The 19,266-nt window shown below is 70.7% G+C and carries 16 protein-coding genes; 8 read left to right on the plus strand and 8 right to left on the minus strand.

Features of this window, described 5'->3' with window-relative positions; genetic code table 11:
- Positions 1 to 27: 27 nt before the first annotated feature.
- The 4 genes from ACFYWS_RS03150 to ACFYWS_RS03165 all read right to left on the minus strand — a co-directional run bounded on the left by ACFYWS_RS03150 (position 28) and on the right by ACFYWS_RS03165 (position 5,402).
- Entirely contained in the window at positions 28 to 1,635 is a 1,608-nt protein-coding gene (locus ACFYWS_RS03150; protein WP_389268899.1) for an FAD-dependent oxidoreductase, read from the minus strand.
- A gap of 58 nt (positions 1,636 to 1,693) precedes the next feature.
- A complete protein-coding gene (locus ACFYWS_RS03155) occupies positions 1,694 to 2,662 on the minus strand; it encodes a diiron oxygenase (protein WP_389268901.1) in 969 nt (322 codons plus the stop codon).
- 41 nt (positions 2,663 to 2,703) lie between these two features.
- Entirely contained in the window at positions 2,704 to 4,206 is a 1,503-nt protein-coding gene (locus ACFYWS_RS03160) for a flavin-containing monooxygenase (protein WP_389268903.1), read from the minus strand.
- 254 nt (positions 4,207 to 4,460) lie between these two features.
- Positions 4,461 to 5,402 (minus strand): hypothetical protein, encoded by a 942-nt coding sequence (locus tag ACFYWS_RS03165; RefSeq protein ID WP_389268905.1) that lies wholly within the window; start codon positions 5,400 to 5,402, stop codon positions 4,461 to 4,463.
- 107 nt (positions 5,403 to 5,509) lie between these two features.
- Here ACFYWS_RS03165 and ACFYWS_RS03170 point away from each other — a divergent pair, with 107 nt between their 5' ends.
- Both ACFYWS_RS03170 and ACFYWS_RS03175 read left to right on the plus strand, forming a co-directional pair.
- Positions 5,510 to 6,094 carry a TetR/AcrR family transcriptional regulator gene (locus ACFYWS_RS03170; protein WP_389268907.1) on the plus strand — a complete coding sequence of 195 codons (585 nt, stop codon included), beginning with the start codon at positions 5,510 to 5,512 and terminating at the stop codon, positions 6,092 to 6,094.
- 114 nt (positions 6,095 to 6,208) lie between these two features.
- Positions 6,209 to 8,641, plus strand: a complete 2,433-nt coding sequence (locus ACFYWS_RS03175) for a GH92 family glycosyl hydrolase (protein WP_389268909.1) — start codon at positions 6,209 to 6,211, stop codon at positions 8,639 to 8,641.
- A gap of 78 nt (positions 8,642 to 8,719) precedes the next feature.
- Here the strand turns inward: ACFYWS_RS03175 and ACFYWS_RS03180 are convergent, their stop codons facing one another.
- Positions 8,720 to 9,367, minus strand: coding sequence for a hypothetical protein (locus tag ACFYWS_RS03180; protein WP_389268911.1), 648 nt, complete (start codon positions 9,365 to 9,367; stop codon positions 8,720 to 8,722).
- Positions 9,368 to 9,586: 219 nt separating this feature from the next.
- Here ACFYWS_RS03180 and ACFYWS_RS03185 point away from each other — a divergent pair, with 219 nt between their 5' ends.
- Complete coding sequence (locus ACFYWS_RS03185) at positions 9,587 to 9,883, plus strand: ribosomal protein L7/L12 (protein ID WP_389268913.1); 297 nt, start codon at positions 9,587 to 9,589, stop codon at positions 9,881 to 9,883.
- A 6-nt stretch (positions 9,884 to 9,889) separates the two neighbouring features.
- Here ACFYWS_RS03185 and ACFYWS_RS03190 read toward each other — a convergent pair whose 3' ends face one another.
- On the minus strand, positions 9,890 to 10,936 hold the full coding sequence (locus ACFYWS_RS03190; RefSeq protein WP_389268915.1) for a YncE family protein: 1,047 nt from the start codon (positions 10,934 to 10,936) through the stop codon (positions 9,890 to 9,892).
- Positions 10,937 to 11,106: 170 nt separating this feature from the next.
- On the opposite strand from ACFYWS_RS03190, the gene ACFYWS_RS03195 reads away from it, so the two are divergent.
- From ACFYWS_RS03195 to ACFYWS_RS03215, 5 genes are all read left to right on the plus strand, one after another.
- Positions 11,107 to 11,892 carry an IclR family transcriptional regulator gene (locus tag ACFYWS_RS03195; protein ID WP_389268917.1) on the plus strand — a complete coding sequence of 262 codons (786 nt, stop codon included), beginning with the start codon at positions 11,107 to 11,109 and terminating at the stop codon, positions 11,890 to 11,892.
- A gap of 92 nt (positions 11,893 to 11,984) precedes the next feature.
- The gene (locus ACFYWS_RS03200; protein ID WP_389268919.1) at positions 11,985 to 13,694 is read left to right on the plus strand and encodes a hypothetical protein; all 1,710 of its coding nucleotides are present in this window, start codon (positions 11,985 to 11,987) and stop codon (positions 13,692 to 13,694) included.
- Positions 13,691 to 14,359, plus strand: coding sequence for a hypothetical protein (locus ACFYWS_RS03205; RefSeq protein WP_389268921.1), 669 nt, complete (start codon positions 13,691 to 13,693; stop codon positions 14,357 to 14,359). Before ACFYWS_RS03200 ends, ACFYWS_RS03205 begins: the two co-directional genes overlap by 4 nt.
- A complete protein-coding gene (locus ACFYWS_RS03210; protein ID WP_389268923.1) occupies positions 14,356 to 15,393 on the plus strand; it encodes a dipeptidase in 1,038 nt (345 codons plus the stop codon). Before ACFYWS_RS03205 ends, ACFYWS_RS03210 begins: the two co-directional genes overlap by 4 nt.
- Positions 15,394 to 15,535: 142 nt before the next feature.
- The gene (locus ACFYWS_RS03215) at positions 15,536 to 16,972 is read left to right on the plus strand and encodes an MFS transporter (RefSeq protein WP_389268925.1); all 1,437 of its coding nucleotides are present in this window, start codon (positions 15,536 to 15,538) and stop codon (positions 16,970 to 16,972) included.
- A 12-nt stretch (positions 16,973 to 16,984) separates the two neighbouring features.
- Here ACFYWS_RS03215 and ACFYWS_RS03220 read toward each other — a convergent pair whose 3' ends face one another.
- Both ACFYWS_RS03220 and ACFYWS_RS03225 read right to left on the minus strand, forming a co-directional pair.
- Positions 16,985 to 17,488 (minus strand): ribose-5-phosphate isomerase, encoded by a 504-nt coding sequence (locus ACFYWS_RS03220; RefSeq protein WP_389268927.1) that lies wholly within the window; start codon positions 17,486 to 17,488, stop codon positions 16,985 to 16,987.
- Positions 17,485 to 19,233, minus strand: a complete 1,749-nt coding sequence (locus ACFYWS_RS03225) for a dihydroxyacetone kinase family protein (protein ID WP_389268929.1) — start codon at positions 19,231 to 19,233, stop codon at positions 17,485 to 17,487. The genes ACFYWS_RS03220 and ACFYWS_RS03225 overlap by 4 nt, the downstream gene beginning before the upstream one ends.
- Between the last annotated feature and the right edge of the window lie 33 nt (positions 19,234 to 19,266).

Genomic DNA, 19,266 nt, shown 5'->3' on the forward strand with positions numbered 1-19,266 from the left:
TCCTGATGCGACCGGCAGCGCTGTTCGTCAGCCGGTCGCGACAGGGGTGGCCCGCGCGGCCCGCCGCAGTGCCTCGGCGTCCGTGAGCTTCACGCGGGGGCGGCCCTGGGCCTCGCCCGCCGCGCGTTCCGCACGGTCGATCGCCTGCCAGGCCTCCAGGCCCAGGGCGTCCGGCGCCGTGGTGGCTCCGGGCTCCGGCTGCGGAAGGCGGCCCGCGGCGAAGTCGTCGAGGAGGGACTCGACCGTTTCGTGGGCGCAGGTCTTGTTCGTGCCGATGAACCCGGTCGGGCCCCGCTTGATCCAGCCCGCGACGTAGACACCGGGCTCGACCCGGCCGGCCTCGTGCGGGACGGTCGCGCTGTCCTCGTCGAAGGGCAGGCCGGGGACGGGCCGTGCGCGGTAGCCGACGGAGCGCAGCACGAGGCCGGTCTCCAGGGTCTCGGTGGCGCCTGTGGGCCGGGCCCGTACGGTGCCGTCCTCGTCGGTGTGCAGGGTGGTCGGGGTGAGCTCCACGGCTCGTACGCGGTTCTCGCCGACGAGGCGTGCCGGTCCCGCGAGGAAGCGCAGCACGATGCGGCGGCGGCCCTCGACGGGTGTACGGGCGGCAAGGTCCGCCAACAGCCGGGTCTTGTCGTTGGTGTCGGCTGCCAGGCCATCGGGCCAGCCCTCGACGCTCACGTCCACGTCCTTGAGGGCGGACAGCGCGAGGAGTTCGGGCACGGTGAACGCGGCCTGCGCGGGCCCGCGGCGGCCGAGGAGGACGACCTCGCGGACCGTGCTCGCGCGCAGCGCGTCGAGCGCGCGGTCGGAGATGTCGGTACGGGCCAGGGCGTCGGGGTCCGCGGTGAGGATGCGGGCGACGTCGAGGGCGACGTTGCCGTTGCCGATGACGACGGCGCGTTCGGTGTCGAGGGGGTGCTCGTCGTCGGCGCGGTCGGGGTGGCCGTTGTACCAGGCGACGAAGTCCGTGGCGGAGACGCTGCCGGGCAGGTCCTCGCCCTCGATGCCGAGACGTTTGTCGGTCGCCGCGCCGACGGCGTAGATCACCGCGTGGTGCTCGCGCAGCAGGTCGGCGTGGGTGAGGTCGGCGCCGACCTCGACGCCGAGGCGGTAGCGGAAGCCGGGCTGGGACTCGATGGTCCGGAACAGCTCGGTGACCTGCTTGGTGTCCTGGTGGTCGGGTGCCACGCCGGCCCGCGCGAGACCGTACGGGGTGGGAAGCCGGTCGTGGACGGTGACGCGGACGCCCGGGTGGCGCAGCAGCTCGTCGGCGGCGAAGAGCCCGGCGGGCCCGGCGCCGACGACGGCGACGGACAACTCACCTTCGGGGAGTGTGCGTTGCTTGGGCACGACGTACATGGGAGCGCGGTCGTCGTGCGGATTCTGCTTGTAGTAGGAGGCGTTGAGCTCCAGGAACGGCAACTCGGCCTCACTGAGGGCCGTGTGCGGCTTGAGCGCGTCGACCGGGCAGGCCGTCGTGCAGGCGCCGCAGTCCACGCAGGTGCGCGGATCGACGTACAGCATCTCGGCGGTGGCGAAGCCGGGCTCGCCCGGAGCGGGGTGGATGCAGTTGACCGGGCAGGCCAGCACGCAGGAGGCGTCGGCGCAGCAGGATCGGGTGACGGCGTACGGCACGGCGGGCTGGTCTCCGTTCGGGCGTTCAGTCAGGAGTGGCGCGGGAACTGACGGCTGGTCAGTCCGCGAGCGGGGAGGGCTCGCCGCGGAAGCGGGCGGGGCGGCCGTCGATGCGCAGGGCCCGCCACAGCGGTCGGGACACCTTGTTCATCAGGCCGATGTCCTGGGCGAGCATCCGCACGTCGGAGAAGAGCTCCTGGAGCATCTTCTGGCCGGCCTCCGACTTCCAGAAGACTTCCTTGATGACCCAGTCCGGGATGCCGACGAGATCGGCGGACTTCTTGTCGGGGATCATGATGACGTCGCACAGGATCCGCATGATCAGCGGGAAGAGGACGGACAGGGCGCCGCGGCGGGCCTTGCCGTAGCGCGGGACGCGCAGCCGCAGGAACTCGTGCGCGAAGGAGATGTGCCGGGCCTCCTCCGCGATGTGGATCTGCATGATCCGCTGCGGCAGCGGGTGCACCGGCTCCCCGCTGCGCAGGGCCCCCTTCTGCAGATGGTCGATGGGCTCCTCACCGGCGAGGATGCCGGTGAAGAACGCCTCGGGATACAGGGAGCCGAACAGCGGCAGGACCCGGCTGAGCTGGCGGAACCAGCGCTTGCCGCCCGGGGTGTCCACGCCGGTGCGGTTGACCAGCTCCTGGAACATCTGGGTGTGGTGGGTCTCTTCGGTGATCTCGTGGGTGAGGTACCTGAACTCCAGGTTCTGGTTGCCCAGTTGGTAGATGTAGTCCAGTGCCCCGCGCATGAGCAGGTTCTCGAACTGCATGCCCACCTTGGCGATCACCGCCCACCGCCAGATCCCGATCCGGATCCGCGTCTCCAGCGGCTGCTCCTGGTACCAGGGGTGGGCGCCCAGGGCGTCCGCGGAGGTGAGCACCCAGCGGGTGTCGCTGGTGTCCACGGTGAACTCGGGGTCGTCCCACTTGATGTCGATGAACGCGTTGAAGTTGACGTTGACTGAGCCCTCGGACAAGGTCCGCAGGCGCTCGTCGTAGACCTTCCTGGACAGGTTCGGGGTCATCTTCGTCCTCGATTGTCGTTGGTAGGGGCTGGGCGGGGTGGTCAGGCGGCGCGGGTCGGTTCCTGGACCTCGGCCGGCCGGCCCGCCTTGTCGAAGCGCAGCGGGCTGTCGTCGATGGGGGCGTTCTGGAGCATGGCGCGGTCGCGGTAGTAGTTGTTCCACAGCCGCCACGGGTCGCGGGTGCCCTGGCGCGGCATGACCTTGTCGGCGCGGGCGATGTAGCCGGAGGTCAGCGCCTCGCCCATGACGGAGAACTGGGAACGGTCGCCGTCGGAGGCCACCGGGGTGGCGATGTCGTGTCCGCCTCGGCGCATGTGCGCCAGCAGACGGGCGGTGTAGTCGGCCGCCAGGTCCGCCTTCAAGGTCCAGGAGGCGTTGGTGTAGCCGATGACGAGCGACATGTTGGGCACGCCCTCCAGCAGGACGGCCTTGTAGAGCACGCGGTTCGTGACGTCCACCGGGCTCCCGTCGACGGTCACGTCCATGCCACCCATGAGTTGGACGCTCAGACCGGTCGCGGTGACGACGATGTCGGCCTTGAGCTCCTCGCCCGACTTCAGGCGGATGCCGTCGGCGGTGAACGTGTCGATGTGGTCGGTGGCGATGGCCGCCTTGCCACTCTTGAGCACCTTGAACAGGTCGCCGCCGGGGACGACGCACAACCGCTGGTCCCAGGGCTTGTACGTGGGGCTGAAGTGCCGCATGTCGACACTCTTGCCCGCCTGGGCCCGTACGAGACCGAGGAGCGCCTTGCGGGCGAGGCGGGGGTACTTGCGGCAGAAGGCGTAACTCCCGCGCTGGAGTGCGATGTTGCGGGCACGGACGACCTTGTACGTGACCCGGGCGGGGACGCGCAGCTTCTTCATGACGGAGGTGAGCGGGTCGACCTCCGGCAGTGCCATGACGTACGTGGGCGAGCGCTGCAGCATGGTGACGCTCGCGGCCGTATCGGCCATCGCGGGCAGCAGCGTGATGGCGGTGGCGCCCGAACCGATGACGACCACGCGCTTGCCGGTGTGGTCGAGGTCCTCCGGCCACTGCTGGGGGTGCACGAGCGTGCCCTGGTAGTCGGCCTCGCCCGGGAACTCGGGGCGGTAGGGCTGGTCGTAGTCGTAATAGCCGGTCGCGCCGACGAGGTAGCCGGCACTGTACGACTCGTGCTCGCCGGTGCCCTCGTCCTCGACTTCCACGGTCCAACGCCCGGTCTCGTGCGAGAAGTCGGCGCTGATGGCGCGGCGGCCGAAGCGGGTGCGTTCCAGGATGCCGTCGTCGGCCGCCGCGTCCTCCACGTACTGGCGGATCTGCGCACCGCCTGCGAGGATGCGCGCGTCGCTCCAGGGCCGGAATCCGAAGCCGAAGGTGGGCATGTCGGAGTCGGACCGGATGCCGGGGTACCGGAAGAGGTCCCAGGTGCCGCCCACGCGGGCGCGGCGCTCCAGTACGACGAGCGACGTCCCGGGGTTGTCGCGCAGGACGTGGCGCGCGGCGCTGATGCCGGATATTCCGGCACCGATGACCAGGACGTCGACGTGGCTCTGCTCCATCGCGGAGGGTCCTCGCTCTCGCTCGTGAGCCCCTGAGAGAGACAGGGGCGGAGGGGACAACGCCGCTCTGGGGGCGCTGGCGGTTACTCAGACACGTGGTGCTCAACTGCGCGGTACCCGCAATTTACCTGCGACACACTGTTTCAGATACCGCTGGTAACGTGACGTGGGTCACACATGGTAGCTCGCGTGGTACGCCCGAACACCCGCACCCCACGCGCCAGTTGACACCGCTCGGGCGCGAGGCCGCCGCGTCACACCTTCCCGATCCCCAGCGTGTTCGTGCCCGGCAGCAGTCCGGAGCCGAGGGCCGCGACCCAGTAGTCCCCCAGCAGGTCGGCGAGCCGGTCCGTGTCGGACGCGCCCAGCGCCCACCACGGCCCTGCCGCCAGCTCGTCCGTGTGCCGCTCGACCATGGCGCGCAGCGCGCGCCCCGCCTCGGTCGCCGTGCCGTCCGACGCCAACAGACCGCGCCCGACCAGCCGTTCACGCGCGGCGGACCACTCCTTCCCGCTCCAGCCCCGACTCGCGAAGGTCTCCTCGGGCGCCGCCCCGATCGCCGCGAACGACACCAGCGATTCCACCGGGTCGAGACCCGCGACCATCAGCGCGGCGAGATGACCGTCGCCGCGGTGCTCGCGCAGGATCGTCGCGGCCTGCCAGAGCACCAGGTGCGGCGCCGCGGGCCAGGGCAGCGCCGCGTTGGCGGTGGCCAGTGGCCGGCCCACGTGCACGGCGGCCTCCGCGGCACGGCGGGCCAGGGCGGCGGCCTCAGCCAGCTCCGGGCTGTCGACACGGCCACCGAAGAGGGCGCGGTAGGTCCGGTCGACGGCGCGAAGGCGGGCGGCCAGGATGTCCGCGGGAGTAGCGGCGTCCCATACGGACGGGATGTACCGCTCGACCGTCTCCGGGCTGAAGCTGTAGAACGCGGAGGTCACCTGCTCGCCCCCGGCGCGCCCGAGCGGCGCGGCCCGCCAGGCGAAGTAGGTCGGCCAGCGACCGGGCTCGATGCCGAGCCGGCCCGACTCCTCGAAGGACTCCGGGGCGAAGTAGACCACCGCGTGCAGCGGTTCCAGCAGGTGCCACAGCTGACGTACACGGCCGAGACCGACCCGATCCCGATCCTGGCCCTGGTCCTGCCCCTTACCTTGATCCTGCCCCTTGCCCTGCCCCTGATCCACGCTCTGTGCCGACATGACGGTCTCCCTGTCCTGGGTCGTCCACGCACTCGAACTTGACACCGACTAGATTCCTCGCCCCACCCGAACTTGTCAATGCCTAGATTCGGCGTAGCCTGCTGTCCATGCCCACCGCCAAGAGCAGCTCGTACCACCACGGAGACCTGCGCCGCGCCATCCTGACGGCGGCCCTCGACGTCATCGCCACCGAGGGGCCGGGCGCCCTGAGCCTGCGCGACCTCGCCCGCCGCGCCGGCGTCTCGCACGCGGCCCCCGCCCACCACTTCAAGGACCGCACCGGACTGCTCACCGCGATCGCCGCGGAGGGCTACGCGCTGCTGGCGGACGCCCTGGCCGAGCCGGCCGACCTGCGCGAACGCGGCGTGCGCTACCTCCGGTTCGGCATCGAGCACCCCGCGCACTTCCAGGTCATGTTCCAACCGGACCTGCTGCGCGCCGACGACGACGCCCTGCTCGCCGCCCGCGCCCGCGCGGGAGACGAACTGCGCTCCGGAGTCGCCGAAGTACCGGCAAGCGGCAGAGGCGAGGACGCCCGGCTCGCGGGAATCGCCGCCTGGTCACTCGCCCATGGGTTCACGACGCTCCTGCTCAGCGAGAACCTGCGGGAGCCGGTGGGCGGGCGGGACCCGGAGGAGGTGTTCCGGGCGCTGGCCACGCTGCTGTTCTCCGACGGAACCTACGGAACGTAGGGACTCTCCGTCCTCCCCAACAGCCCCCGCACCCTCATCCATTGACGAATCCCCTCCCCGACGCAAAGATCGACAGGCACCGACCCGACAACGTTGTCTAAGGAGAGGATCGCGATGAGAGCGTGGCCATCACCCGGCTCGCAGAACTCACCGGGACGGCTGAGATCGCTCAAACCGCTGCGATCGCTGAGCCGCACCGTCACCGCCGCGTTCATCGTCACCACGGTGGCCGCCGCGTCCCTCACCCCCGGCGTCGCGAGCGCCAAGGAAGCGGGGCCCCGCTTCGCCTCCGACCCGACGAGCCTGGTCGACACGTCGATCGGCAACAACGGTGACGGGACCACCTTCCCCGGCGCGACCACGCCCTTCGGCATGGTCCAGCTGAGCCCCGACACGCAGCTCAACAAGTACGCCTCGTACGACTACGCGCAGGACACCATCCTCGGCTTCAGCCACACCCACCTCTCGGGTGTCGGCTGCCAGACGATGGGCAATATCCGGTTCATGCCGACCACGGGCGAGGTGACCTCGTCCGATCCGGCACAGTACGGCGCGAAGTTCAGCCATGACAACGAGTCCCGGTCGCCGGGCTACTACGGCGTGAAGTTCGACAACGGCATCAAGGCCGAGCTGTCGGCGACCCAGCGGACCGGCCAGCACCAGTACACCTTCCCCAGCGGCTCGGGCGCGGAGAACGTCCTCATCGAGGCCGGGGAGAGCAACGGCAGCACCTACGCCGGTGACATCAAGGTCGTCGGCGACAACACCGTCGAGGGGTGGGTGCAGGGCGGCAACTTCTGCGGGGAGACCGGCAAGGAGCGCTACCGGGTCTACTTCAGCGCCAAGTTCGACCGGTCGTTCTCGAAGTTCGGCACCTGGAGCGACGGCACCCTCACCCCGAACCAGCGTGAGGCCTCGCGGGGCGACAAGCGCGCGGGTGCCTGGCTGTCGTTCGACCCGTCAAAGGGTGACAAGGTCGGCTCTTCGGTAGGCCTGTCCTACACCTCGGTCGACGGCGCGCGTCTCAACCGCGGTGCCGAGCAGCCGAGTTCATTCGACAAGGCACGCTCCGGAGCGCACGACAGCTGGCGCGACGAGCTGAACCGGATGCGCGTCGCCGGTGGCTCCACCGCCGACCAGCGCACGTACTACAGCGCGCTGTACCGCTCGCTGCTGCACCCGTCGATCGGCTCCGACGTCGACAACCGCTACCGCGGCTTCGACGACAAGGTGCATCGCGCGGATTCCACGTACTACCAGATGTTCTCGCTGTGGGACACGTACCGCTCGCAGAACCAACTGGTCGCGCTGCTGCACCCGGACAAGGCCGCCGACATGGCCAAGTCCCTGCTGCGTGTCTACAAGGACGGTGGCTGGCTGCCGCGCTGGGGCCTCGGCAACAGTGAGACGAACGTGATGAGCGGCGACCCCGTCACCCCGTTCATCGTCGACCTCTACAACCGGGGTCTGCTCGACGACCGCACCTCGCGCGAGCTCTTCGACGCGCTCTGGAAGAACGTCAACGACGTCCCCTCCGACCAGTCGACCTTCCGTGGCCGCGACGGCAACCCGACGTACGTCAAGAACGGCTTCGTCGGCTACCAGGACCTGCCCGGTTACAAGTTCGGCGACAGCCGCCAGGCCGGTTCGGCCACGCTCGAGTACGCGCTCGGCGACTGCGCGCTGTCCACGATGGCCGAAGGGCTTGGTCACCGGGACAAGGCCGCGACGCTCGCCTCGCGCTGCGACAACTTCACCAAGCTGTGGGACTCCGGCGTCACGTCGCAGGGCTTCACCGGTTTCCCCGTGACGAAGAACGCGGACGGCAGCGCCGCCGGTGACACCGACCCGACCAAGACCGGCGCCTTCCACGAGGGCACGGCCTGGCAGTACCAGTGGCTCGCGCAGCAGAACCCGCAGGCCCTCTACGGCCTGATGGGCGGCAAGGCGGCCGCCGAGCAGCGGCTCGACAAGTTCTTCGACATGCCGACCGTGCTGAGCGACCCGGCGAAGGCCGCCAAGGAATCCTGGGTGACGGGCGCCTACGACTACCACAACAACTTCGCGTTCAACCCGAACAACGAGCCGGACTTCCACGCTCCGTGGATGTACGCGTGGACCGACACCCCGTGGAAGACCTCGTCGGTGCTGCGGGCCATGCGGACGCTGTTCACCGACGACCCGTACGGCATGCCCGGCAATGACGATCTCGGCGCCACGTCGTCGCTGCTCGTCTTCGCCATGGCGGGTGTCTTCGAGGTCCAGCCCGGCTCGGCGAAGTACGTCCTCTCGGCCCCGATGTTCGACAAGGTCGAGATCCGCCCGGCGCACGGCCGCAAGATCAGCATCGCGGCACCGGGCGCGGACGCGTCGAAGGCGCAGTATGTCTCGTCCGTGACCACGGGCAAGGGCAAGGGCGCCCCGCTGCGCCAGAGCTGGCTCTCCCACAAGGACCTGCTCGGCGCCGGCACGATCGGCTTCAAACTCTCGGACAAGCCGACGCGTTGGGGCGTGAACGCGGCGCCGCCCTCGGTGGCCGGGAACTGACGTGATGGGGCGCGGTCTCTCGTTCGAGAGACCGCGCCCCGTCCTCACACCAGGTGAGCGGATTCAGTTCAGCGGAGTTCAGTTCAGCGGGGTGTCGAACGTCTTCGCCGTGATGGCCTTGCCGTCGGAGGTCTTGGCGGCGAGCCGCTTGTAGCGCAGCACGAGCTTCTGCGTGTCCTTGGCCGGCGTGAACACGATCCAACCGGTGCTGCTCTTGCCCGTCTTGGCGTCCTCGAGCGGCTCGTACCCGGCCGCCTTGACCTCGTCGTCCAGGATGGTAGTGCTGGCCTGGTCGATGCCATTGGACATGCCCGTCAGGCGGAAGCTGGTCGCCCCGAAGCTGGTGTAGTACTTCGCGCTCGCGGTCACCTTCACATTGACCAGGACCACCTTCTGGTTCTCGAGCGCCGAGAACTTGGACTTCGCGGCAGCCGAAGGCTCGTAGTCGGGTACGTACTTGAGCACGGTGGCCTTGTGCCCCATGACGTCGTCCTCGAAGGACTTGTTCACCGCCTGCGGGGTGCCGGCGGCGGCGCCTTCGGAACCTTCCGCGGCTTCGGCGGCTGCCGAGGGCGAGGCGGCATCCGCCGAGGCGGTCGCGGAACGGGTCGGCGTGGGGTCGGACGCGGCGCCGGAATCGTTGTCGGAGTCGCCTCCGCACGCGGTGAGAAGTGCGCTGCAGGCTACGAAGGCGGCAACGGCAGGCAGGAATGTACGCACACGCATCGAGAAGGTCCCCCTGGACTCATCTTGGGTCCGCGCCGAACGGGCGCACACCGGACCCACCGCGTCACGCTCGGACACGGCGCGGTGACTCTACCCGACATCATGGGCCCCACATATACCAGTTCTCACACAGCGAGGCGGCCCCGGACGAGGCGCGTGCGGCCCACAGCACCCTTGCTTCCTCAGCTTCCGCGCCCGCGTCGCCTAGGATCACCGCCCATGGACGTCGCAGCAATACTTCTCCTCCTGGTCGCTGTGCTCATCGCGGCCTGGAGCATCGAGCGCAAGGTCGACCGCGCCGACCGCAGGGCCGCCCGCGTCGAGCGGAAGCTGGACCTCGTCGTCGAGCACCTGGGCATCGAGACCGACTCACTCGGCCTCGGTCTCGACGGCGTACGGGCCCTGGTGCGGGACGGCAAGAAGATCGAGGCCATCAAGACGTACCGCGAGATGACCGGGGTGGGCCTCAAGGAGGCCAAGGACGCGGTCGACCGCATCGAGTCCGACGAGAGCTGACCCGGGTCAGCGGGCCACGTCGATCCGGGTGACATGGTCCTCGCCGCCCGGCCCGGCGGCCGACTTGTCCAGGACGTAGGCGGTGCTCGCGTCACTCATGTGCACATGGTTGGGGAGCGCGTTGGTGCCGATCGTCTCCTTGACTTCCCCTGAACGTGTGTCGACGACCGACACACTGCCGGCGAGCCGGTTGACGACCAGGACGCGCGCCGAACGCCCCACGGCGGTCAGGGACTTGGCGCCCTGACCGGTGGCTGTCGACCTGACGACCGTGCCCTTGCGCAGATCCACGACGGACACACCTCCCGCGCCCTGGTCGGCGGTGTAGGCGGTGCGGCCGTTCGCGGACAGGGCTATGGACAGGGGGCCGTCGCCCGTGGGGAGGAGGCGCGGTTCGGAGGAGCCGGGGGCGATCTGGATGATGCGGTCGTGCGTGAAGTCGGCTGCGTGGACCGCTCCGGTGCGTTCGTTCACGGCGAGGCCCGTCGGGCCCGATCCCTCGACGGTGACGCGCCGGATCTCCTCGTACGTACGGGTGTTGAAGGCGACGACCGAGCCGGTGCCGAAGGCCGTGGTCCAGACGGTGTCGCGCTTCTCGTCGACGACGATCTCGCGGGCGTGCGCGACGCCGGGCACGGTCGCGAGGTGGCGGCCGGTCCTCTGGCTGTACACCGCGATGCTGTCGTTGCGTGTGTTCGTGACCCACACCGTGTCGTGCTCGTCGTCCACGTCGATGCCGTAGGCGGCTTCGACGGTGCCGTCACTGTCGTCGAGGGGCGTCGGGTACGCCGCCTCCACCTCAAGTGTGTCGGGGTCGAGCCGCACCAGCTGCGAGCGCGTGACGGGCGCAGGCGGCTGCCCCACCGAACTGGTCGCCCAGAGTGCGTCGTTCCTCTCGGAGTACGCGGACTGGTAGAGGCCGGGGGCGAGCGGCGCGGACATGAGCGTCGATCCGGCCGCGGCGGCGGGTTCCGTCAGGGTGAACGCGGTGCAGGCCACAAGGGCGACGGTGCCCGCCGAGGCGCGGTGGGCACGTCTGTTGAGCGTAGACATGGGGGCGGTCTCTCTGCCGATCCGGTGAGTAAATATTAGGTAAGGCTAACCTAATGCGGTCGCAATGTACGGGGCAAGCACCCCGGCCGACCGGGAATTAACGCCCAGCCCCTTGCGCAACCCCCAGCCGCTCCCTACAGTCCCGCCGTCTCTCAAAGAAAGACGGTGTCATGAATACTGTGACAAGCGCCGCGACGCCGGGGCCGCCACGGCCCGCAACGCCTCCCCTGACCACGGTCGTGAAGGCCCTGGCCCTGCTCGACTACCTGGCCGACGCGACGGAACCCGTCCGGGTCTCGTCCCTCGCCCGGGCCATGGGCACATCGCGGGCCGAGACACACCGCCAGCTGGTCACCCTGGAGGCGGCCGGCTGGATGGAACAACTCCCGGACGGCGCCTACCGGTTGACACTGCGCCCGGCCCACCTGGGGCACGCCGCCCTGCGCCAGGCCGGCATCGGTGAGCGCACGGCCCCGCTACTGGAGCGCGCCGCACGGCAGGCGGGCGAGGTCATCAGCATCGCCGTGCTCGACACGGACACGGCGCGAGTCGTCCAGCGCGCCGATCCGGGCCGCTCCCTGCACGCCACACTGCTCCTCGGCGACCGGCTCAGCCTGACCTCCAGCGCCTCGGGACGCCTGCTCGCGGCGCTGTGCGCGCAGGACATCACGGGCCCACTGCGGGACCGAGGCGTCGCACTGCCCGACGCCGACGAGCTCGCCGTCATCAACGGCACCCGGTGGGCGACGTCCACCGACGACGACGAGGACGGCATCACCGCGCTCGCCGTCCCGCTGTGCCGACACGGCCACGAGGCCGTCGCGGCCCTCAGCGTGCACGGGCCACGCGAGCGCATCACGACGGCCGACGCACTCGGCGTACTGCGACCGGCCGCCCACGAGATCGAGCAGCTGCTCCTGCTCGACACCGCCGGAGCTCTCGGCCTGCGCGGCTGACACACCACACCCCCGGCCTTCACACCCCCGTCCCGGCAGGCCCGCTTCCCCGGGCCCGCCGACGTACCACCCACACACGATCAGGACTGCGTATGAACGTGCCCCTTTCCGTCGTCGAACCCGCCGGGCGCACCCCGGACCGGCTCCTGCGGCCCGAGCGCCTCGCCCAGATCCCGCCCACCCGGCTCAGCGCGAGCCGGGCACTGGTCAACCGCATGGTGGCGCAGGAATGGCGGGTCGAGCGGCTCGAGTTCGCCATCGACGAGGAGGCCCGCGGCCGCGCCCGCTACCGCGTCTGGACGCCGGGCGGACCCCTCGACTTCGTCGCGTTCTCCTTCCGGCCGCGCCTCGAAGGGCGTACCAGCCGCATCGTCGGCACCGACTGGGACATGACGGGTGCGCTCTTCGACGGCACCGCCGACGAGGGCGAACTCGCGCACACCGAAAGGGAGATGCCGAAGCTGTACGGGGGCCGCGCCACCGCGCACACCTTGGTGTGGTGCCGCTCCAACCGCAGCCTGCGACTGTTCGAGCACGTCGTCTCCAGCCTCGCGGACGGACGACAGCCGGATGCCCAACGCCTGTGGGACGTCGGCTACTTGATGCGCAACACCGGCCTGGACGGGAACGGCACCTTCGGCACCCGTTCCTTCGCGGCGCTGCCCGACAACCACCCTCTGGCCGCACCACTGCACGCCCAGATGCTCGCCGCCTACCTGATGCGCGAGTTCGCCGCGGACCTCGCCGAGCACCTGGCCCGGCACCGCACCCCCGAGGCCCCCGCGCTCAACCCGGAACTGCGGCGCCGCCTGGGGCTCGGCAACGCCTCCGCGCTCGGCCTCGTCTTCTTCGCCAACAACCACCCCCGGCTCGTCGACCGCTGGCTCAGCCTGCGCGAACAGGCCCTCGCGCAGGCCCTGGACGCACGGCGCGGCGTCCCGCACCTCACCGCGATCCGGCAGCTGATCGAGCGCACCGCGCGCTTCCACGACCAAGACCCCACCGTCCACGACCAGTTCGAGCAGCCGTCCGCACTCGCCCACTCCCTGCACCGGGCGCTCGCCCTCCTCGGCGCCCTGGAGCGGCCGGCCGACGACGACGCGCTCCCGCGCCTGTGGGCACGGTGGAACGCGGAGCTGGACGAGCGGGCCGTCGAGACCCTCGCCGGTGTGCTCATCGACAGCGTGCCGGACCTCACGGACCCACTGGTCGAGCGGCAGCGGGTGGACGAGACACTCACCGCCACGCCTCAGCAGACGACCGGATCCCTCCTGGAACACCTCGGCACCGCCTACCGCTGGGCGCTCGACCTGGACCTGACCGAGCCCGGCGCGCTGCGCCACATCTGGTACAAGTCCCGTGCCGCCGAGGAGCCCCGGCGCGGGCCGCGCGAGGAGGTCGCCGAAGGCCTCGACTGGCAGCTCAACGTGCCGCGTTCCGTGCAGGCCCTGTACGCGGATCTGAAGGCGGCCGATCCGCGCGAGACCACGGGAGCGTTCTGCGTGCGCCACCCCGAGCACCGGGACACGGTGGCCCGGGTGCAGGGCCTCGCCGAACTCGACCTGCACAGCCCGCACATGAACATCGCCGACGACGCGTTCGTGCCCGCGTACCTCGTACGGTTCCTCAACTCGGCGGTCCACGGCCTGGACAAGACCGCCGACTCGGCGGGGCGCAACGTCCTCGGCCTGCTCTTCCACGGCGCGCCCACGCGCCACGCCGTCCATCTGAACGACCGGGACGACTGGACGCGGCCCGCGCGACCGGCCGCCGCCCCCACCCGCATCGAGGAGAACGCGTGACTCCCACCCCTGCCCAGCACGCCCCTGCCGACCTGCGTGTGTCGGTCCGCGAGCTGCGCCTGATGACCGGCCGAGTGCTCCTGACCACCACGGTCCCCTTCGGTTCCGTGGCGGCGACCCGGGACATCGTCGTCGGCGCCGAGACACACGGACTCGACGGCCTGGCCCGCCTGCTGGAGGCGCTGCCCGCCCTGCGAGCCCGGCACCTGCGGCCCCAACTGCACGGCACCACAGCCGAGTTCCCCTCCCCGGACGCGCAGCCAGCGCTCGCCACGGCCGCCGACCTCCTCGACCTCGCCGTGGCCGCCGCCCACACCGACGGCTCCGGCTCCTTCACCGCTCCCGGCGACGACTGGGCCGTCCGCGCCCTGCCACCACTGGCCCGCCGTCACGGCGTGGAACTGGCCCTCACCGGATCCACGGTCACCGCGAGTATCGCCCCCGACGGCCCGCATCCGGGGCCGGACGCCGCCGAGCTGCGCGCCCTGACATACGGGGTGCCGGTCGCGGGCGCGCTGTGGCGGCGCTTCGTCGCCGAGGCCGAGGCGGCGCTGACCCCGGACAGCGCGCTGTCCCGCACACACGCCGGTGACTCCCTCTTCGGCCCCGGCGGCGAGATCCTCGCGGAGGTCGGCGAGGACGAGCCGGTGGAGGTCGCCTCGTGACCACCACCGCCACCGCACCTGCCCTGGACACACCACTCGTCATCGACGGTCTGCAATGCGGCCCCTACGACCGCGACACCTTCCTCCAACTGCGTGCGGGCGGCGTCACCTGCGCGACGGCCACGGTGGCGTTCTGGGAGGACGCGATCGAGACCATGGACGCGCTGGCCGCCTGGAACGACCTCCTCGCCGCCAACTCCGACCTGGTCATGCCCGCCCGTACCGCCGCCGACGTCGAACGGGCCAAGGAACAGGACCGCACCGCCATCCTCCTGGGTGCGCAGAACGCCAGCCCGCTCCAGGGCCGGCTCGGATTCGTCCGGCTCTTCCATGACATGGGGCTGCGCGTGATGCAGCTGACGTACAACAACAACACCGAGTTCGGGGGCTCCTGTTACGAGGAGTCGGACCCGGGGCTGACCCGCTTCGGCCGGGAGGTGGTGCGGGAGATGAACGCGGTCGGGATGCTGGTCGACCTCTCGCACTCGGGCGAGCGCACCCGGCGCGACGCCATCGAGCACTCCGCGCTCCCGGTGGCCCTCACCCATGCCAACCCCCGTTCCCTGTACGACCATCCGCGCAACGCCGATGACACCACGCTGAAGGCACTCGCCGCACGGGACGGTGTCGTGGGTCTCGCGACGTACCGCTCCATCTGTGGGCACTACGCGCGCAGTCTGGACGACTGGTGCTCGATGGTGGCCCGCACGGTCGACCTGGTCGGTGTGCGGCACGTCGCCATCGGCACGGACCTGAGCCCGAAGGCGGGGGCGGCGGAGTTCACGTGGATGCGCAAGGGGCGCTGGACACGCGGCGAACAGCGCGGCGCGGACCTCGGCACGTCTCCAGCCTCCGGTTCCGACACCAACTCGGGCTCGGGCTCAGGCGAGTGGCTGGCCGACGCCTCCGGACTCGCTGAGGTAGCCGACCGGCTCGTCGGGTTCGGCTTCACACCCGACGAGGCACACGCGGTGGTCGGAGGCAACTGGCTGCGCCTCTACGCCGCCGTCTTCGAGGGCGGCGACGGCAGCTGAGCCACGTGGTCGGGCGGCCCGCCGCAACGGTCCGCCCGACCCACAACCCGCCCACCACGGGCGGCCCTTGCTCCACGGCAATGGACGGGCCGCCCTCCGAGCGAAAGGCCGACGGGCCATGACATCTGAGCAGACAGCGAACATGCCACGCAAACCGGCGCGGGATCCGGCCCCGGACCCGACCGGAGCGGCGCCGCCCCCGGACGGCCGGGACGAACGCGCCGCCCGGCTGACCGCCCGCATCGACCGGCTCCCCATGACATGGGTGCAGGGGCGCATCCTCACACAGGGCGGCCTGAGCACCACCCTGGACGGGCTCGACCTGGGCATCATGTCCTTCCTGCTCCCGCTGATCACCACGGCGTTCGCGCTCACCGGCACCGAGCAGGGCATGATCGCGAGCGCGACGCTCGCCGGCGCGCTCGTCGGCGACCTGTCGCTCGCGCTCCTGGGCAACCGGGTGGGCCGTAAGCCACTGCTCCTGTGGTCCCTGGTCCTGTACAGCGGCTGCACACTGCTGTCGGCCGCCGCCCCCGACTACGGGTTCCTCCTGGCCCTGCGCTTCCTCGCGGGTGTGGGTGTGGGGGTCAACGTCAACATCGTGATCCCGTACCTGGCCGAGTTCGCGCCGCGCGAGAAGCGTGCCACCTACGTCGGTTCCCTCGCCGGATTCTTCGGCCTGGGGTACGTGCTGGCCGCGCTGGTGGGCACCTTCGTCGTGGCGCGGGTCGACCACGGGTGGCGCTGGGGCCTGGTCCTCGTAGGCCTGCCGGTGGTCCTCGCCCTGTGGTGGCGGCGCAATCTGCCGGAGTCGCCGCGCTATTTGCTGCTGAAGGGGCGCGACGACGAGGCCGAGGCGGTGGTCGCCGGACTGGAGGAGTCGGTACGCGCGCGTACCGGCGAGCCCCTCCCCGCTCCCGAGCCGCCCGGGACGGGGGCGCGCGACGAAGATCTCGGCGCGGCCGCGCAGTTCGCGGGCCTGTGGCGCGGACCGTATCTGCGGCAGACCATCGTGGTGTGGAGCATGTTCTTCGTCGCGAGCTTCGCCTACTACGGGTTCCTGACGTTCCTGCCCAGCATGCTGCTCGACCGGGGCATGAGCATCACCGACAGCTTCAGCTACACACTGCTGGTCGAGGTCGCCCAGGTGCTGGGCTACTACCCTGCCGCCTGGCTCGCCGACCGGACGGACCGCAAGTGGTCGATCGTGACCTGCCTCGCCGCGTCGACGGTCTGCGCCTTCCTCGTCTCGCAGGCCGCGACCGACCTGTCGGTCCTCGTCCTCAGCCTGTTCCTCGGCTTCTTCCTGAACGGCCTCTACGCACCGCTGTACACGTACCTTCCGGAGGTCTACCCGACGCGGCTGCGCTCCATGGCGGCAGCCACGTCGGACGCCTTCAGCCGGATCGGCGGCATCGTCGCCCCCATGCTCATCGGCACGATGTACGCCTCCCTGCGCTTCACCGGCGTCTTCAGCCTCATCTGCGCCGTCCTCGCCGCGGGCTGCGTCCTCACGCTCACGCTGTCGACCGCGACGAAGGGGCGCTCACTGGAGACGTTGTCCGGGGCCGCGTCATAGCCCGCGGCGCCTTCAGCACTCGGTGAATCCCACCCCCTCCACACCCACCCCACCAAGGTCCGTCTCATACCGGCTCAACGCCGCCACCTTCTCCGCCGATGAGCTGTCCGGGTCGAAGCGGTGGTCGAGCCATTCGGAGGCGAGTTTGCGGGCGAGTTCCAGGCCGACGACGCGCTGGCCCATGCACAGCACCTGCGCGTTGTTGCTCTTCACCGAGCGTTCCACGGAGTACCCGTCGTGGGCGGTCACCGCGCGGATGCCGGGCACCTTGTTCGCGGAGATCGCCACGCCGAGGCCCGTGCCGCAGACGAGCAGGGCGCGGTCGGCCCGGTCCTCGGCGACGAGGCGGGCCGCGGCCACGCCGATGTGCGGGTACGCGGTCGTGCCGTCGGCCTCCACGCCGACGTCGAGCACCTCGGAGACGCGCGCGTCGGCCTGGAGGTCGGCCTTGATGCGTTCCTTGTACTCGAAGCCGGCGTCGTCGCAGCCGACGACCAGGCGCAGCCGGTCCGTCATGCCGTTGTCACTCCTTGTCGGTTCTGTTCGTTCGTCTGTCCCTGTGTGTGCGGTGGCTCGGCCAGGGCTGTCACGATCAGGGCCAGCGAGGTCGCGCCCGCGTCGGGGGTGCCCAGGCTGCGCTCCGCGAGCGGGCGTGCCCGGCCCACCTTGGGGCGCAGGTCCTTCGTCGCCTCGGCGGCGGCCGTTGCCGCCTGGGCCGCCGAGCGCCAGGCCTCGGCCGGTTCGGCGCCGGAGTCCGTCTCGCGTTGCAGTGTGTCGGCGAACGGGAGCAGGGCGTCCAGCATCGTCTTGTCGCCCGGTGTCGCCCGGCCCAGGTCGCTGATGGCGTCGGCGAATGCCCGGACGCCCGTGGCCACGTCGGCGGCCGCGTACGACTCCGCGGAGTCGTCCACCGTGCGTCCGAACGCTTCCAGTGCCGCGCCCCAGAGCACACCCGAGGTGCCTCCCGCGTACTCGGCCCAGGACTGGCCCGCCTGCCGCAGCAGCCAACCGGCGCCGGCCTCGCGGCTCGCCTGTTCGGCCCGCTCCGCGGCGAAGCGGGCGCCCCTGACCATGCCGCGGCCGTGGTCGCCGTCGCCGGCGACCGCGTCGATGCGGCCGAGTTCCTCCTCGTTGTCCACCATCGTGCGGTGGATGGTCGCGAGGACCGTGCGGATCCGGTCCGCCAACTCGCGTGCCGCCAGGGATGCTTGGGGGATGTCGGTGACTGCCGCCGCGCCGTCGTTCGCGGCGGCGGCGCGCAGGCCGGACAGCGGTGCGCGTGCCTTGCGGTACGCCGGGGTGTAGGCGTCGGCGCGCCAGCGTGGCTCCAGGTCCTCGTCGAGCCACATCAGGGTGAGTGAGCAGCCGCCCATGTCGAGGCTGGTGACCAGCTCACCCACCTCGGGGTCGACGATCTCGATCCCGCGCTCCCGCAGTCGCGCGGACACCCGGCCCCAGAGCAGGAAGAGTTCCTCGTACTTGGTCGCGCCGAGGCCGTTGAGGATCGCGCCCACCCGGCGGCCCGCGGTGGGAGGTGTCTCCTGGAGGATGCGTTCCACCAGGAGTGCCGCCAACTCGTCGGCCTTCAGCATCGGTACGTCCTCGATGCCCGGTTCGCCGTGGATGCCGAGGCCGAGGCCCAGGTGTCCCTCAGGGACCTCGAAGAGCGGCTCTCCCGCGCCCGGCAGTGTGCAGCCGGAGAAGGCCACACCCAGGCTGCGGGTCGCGGCGTTGGCGGCCCGGCCGAGGCGTTCCACCTCGTCGAGGTCGAGTCCCTCGGCTGCCGCGGCGCCCATGACCTTGAAGACCGTGAAGTCGCCCGCGATGCCCCGGCGCTTGTCCTCTTCCTCGGCGGATGCCACGTCGTCGGTCACGATCACGATCCGGGTGTCGATGCCCTCGGCGTTCAGCCGTTCCGCGGCGATCCGGAAGTTCAGCACGTCCCCGGCGTAGTTGCCGAAGCTGAGGATCACCCCTCTGCCCTGGTCGGCGGCCTTGGCGACCGAGTAGACCTGGGGCGCCGACGGTGAGGTGAAGACGTTGCCCACCACGGCGCCGTCGGCCATGCCGGGTCCGACCGTTCCGCAGAAGGCCGGGTAGTGGCCCGATCCGCCGCCGATGACGACCGCTACCTGGGGCCGCTCGCCGCGGTGTGCGACGACGCCTCCGGGGACTGCGCGCAACCGGTCCGCGTACAGGTCGAGAAAGCCGGCCAGTTGGTCCTCGGCGAAGTTCGCCGGGTCGTCGAAGAGTCTGGTCACGAGGGAACCTCCAAATGCGACTACGGTGCGTCG

The organism is Streptomyces sp. NPDC002795 (assembly GCF_042888725.1).
Classification (GTDB): domain Bacteria; phylum Actinomycetota; class Actinomycetes; order Streptomycetales; family Streptomycetaceae; genus Streptomyces.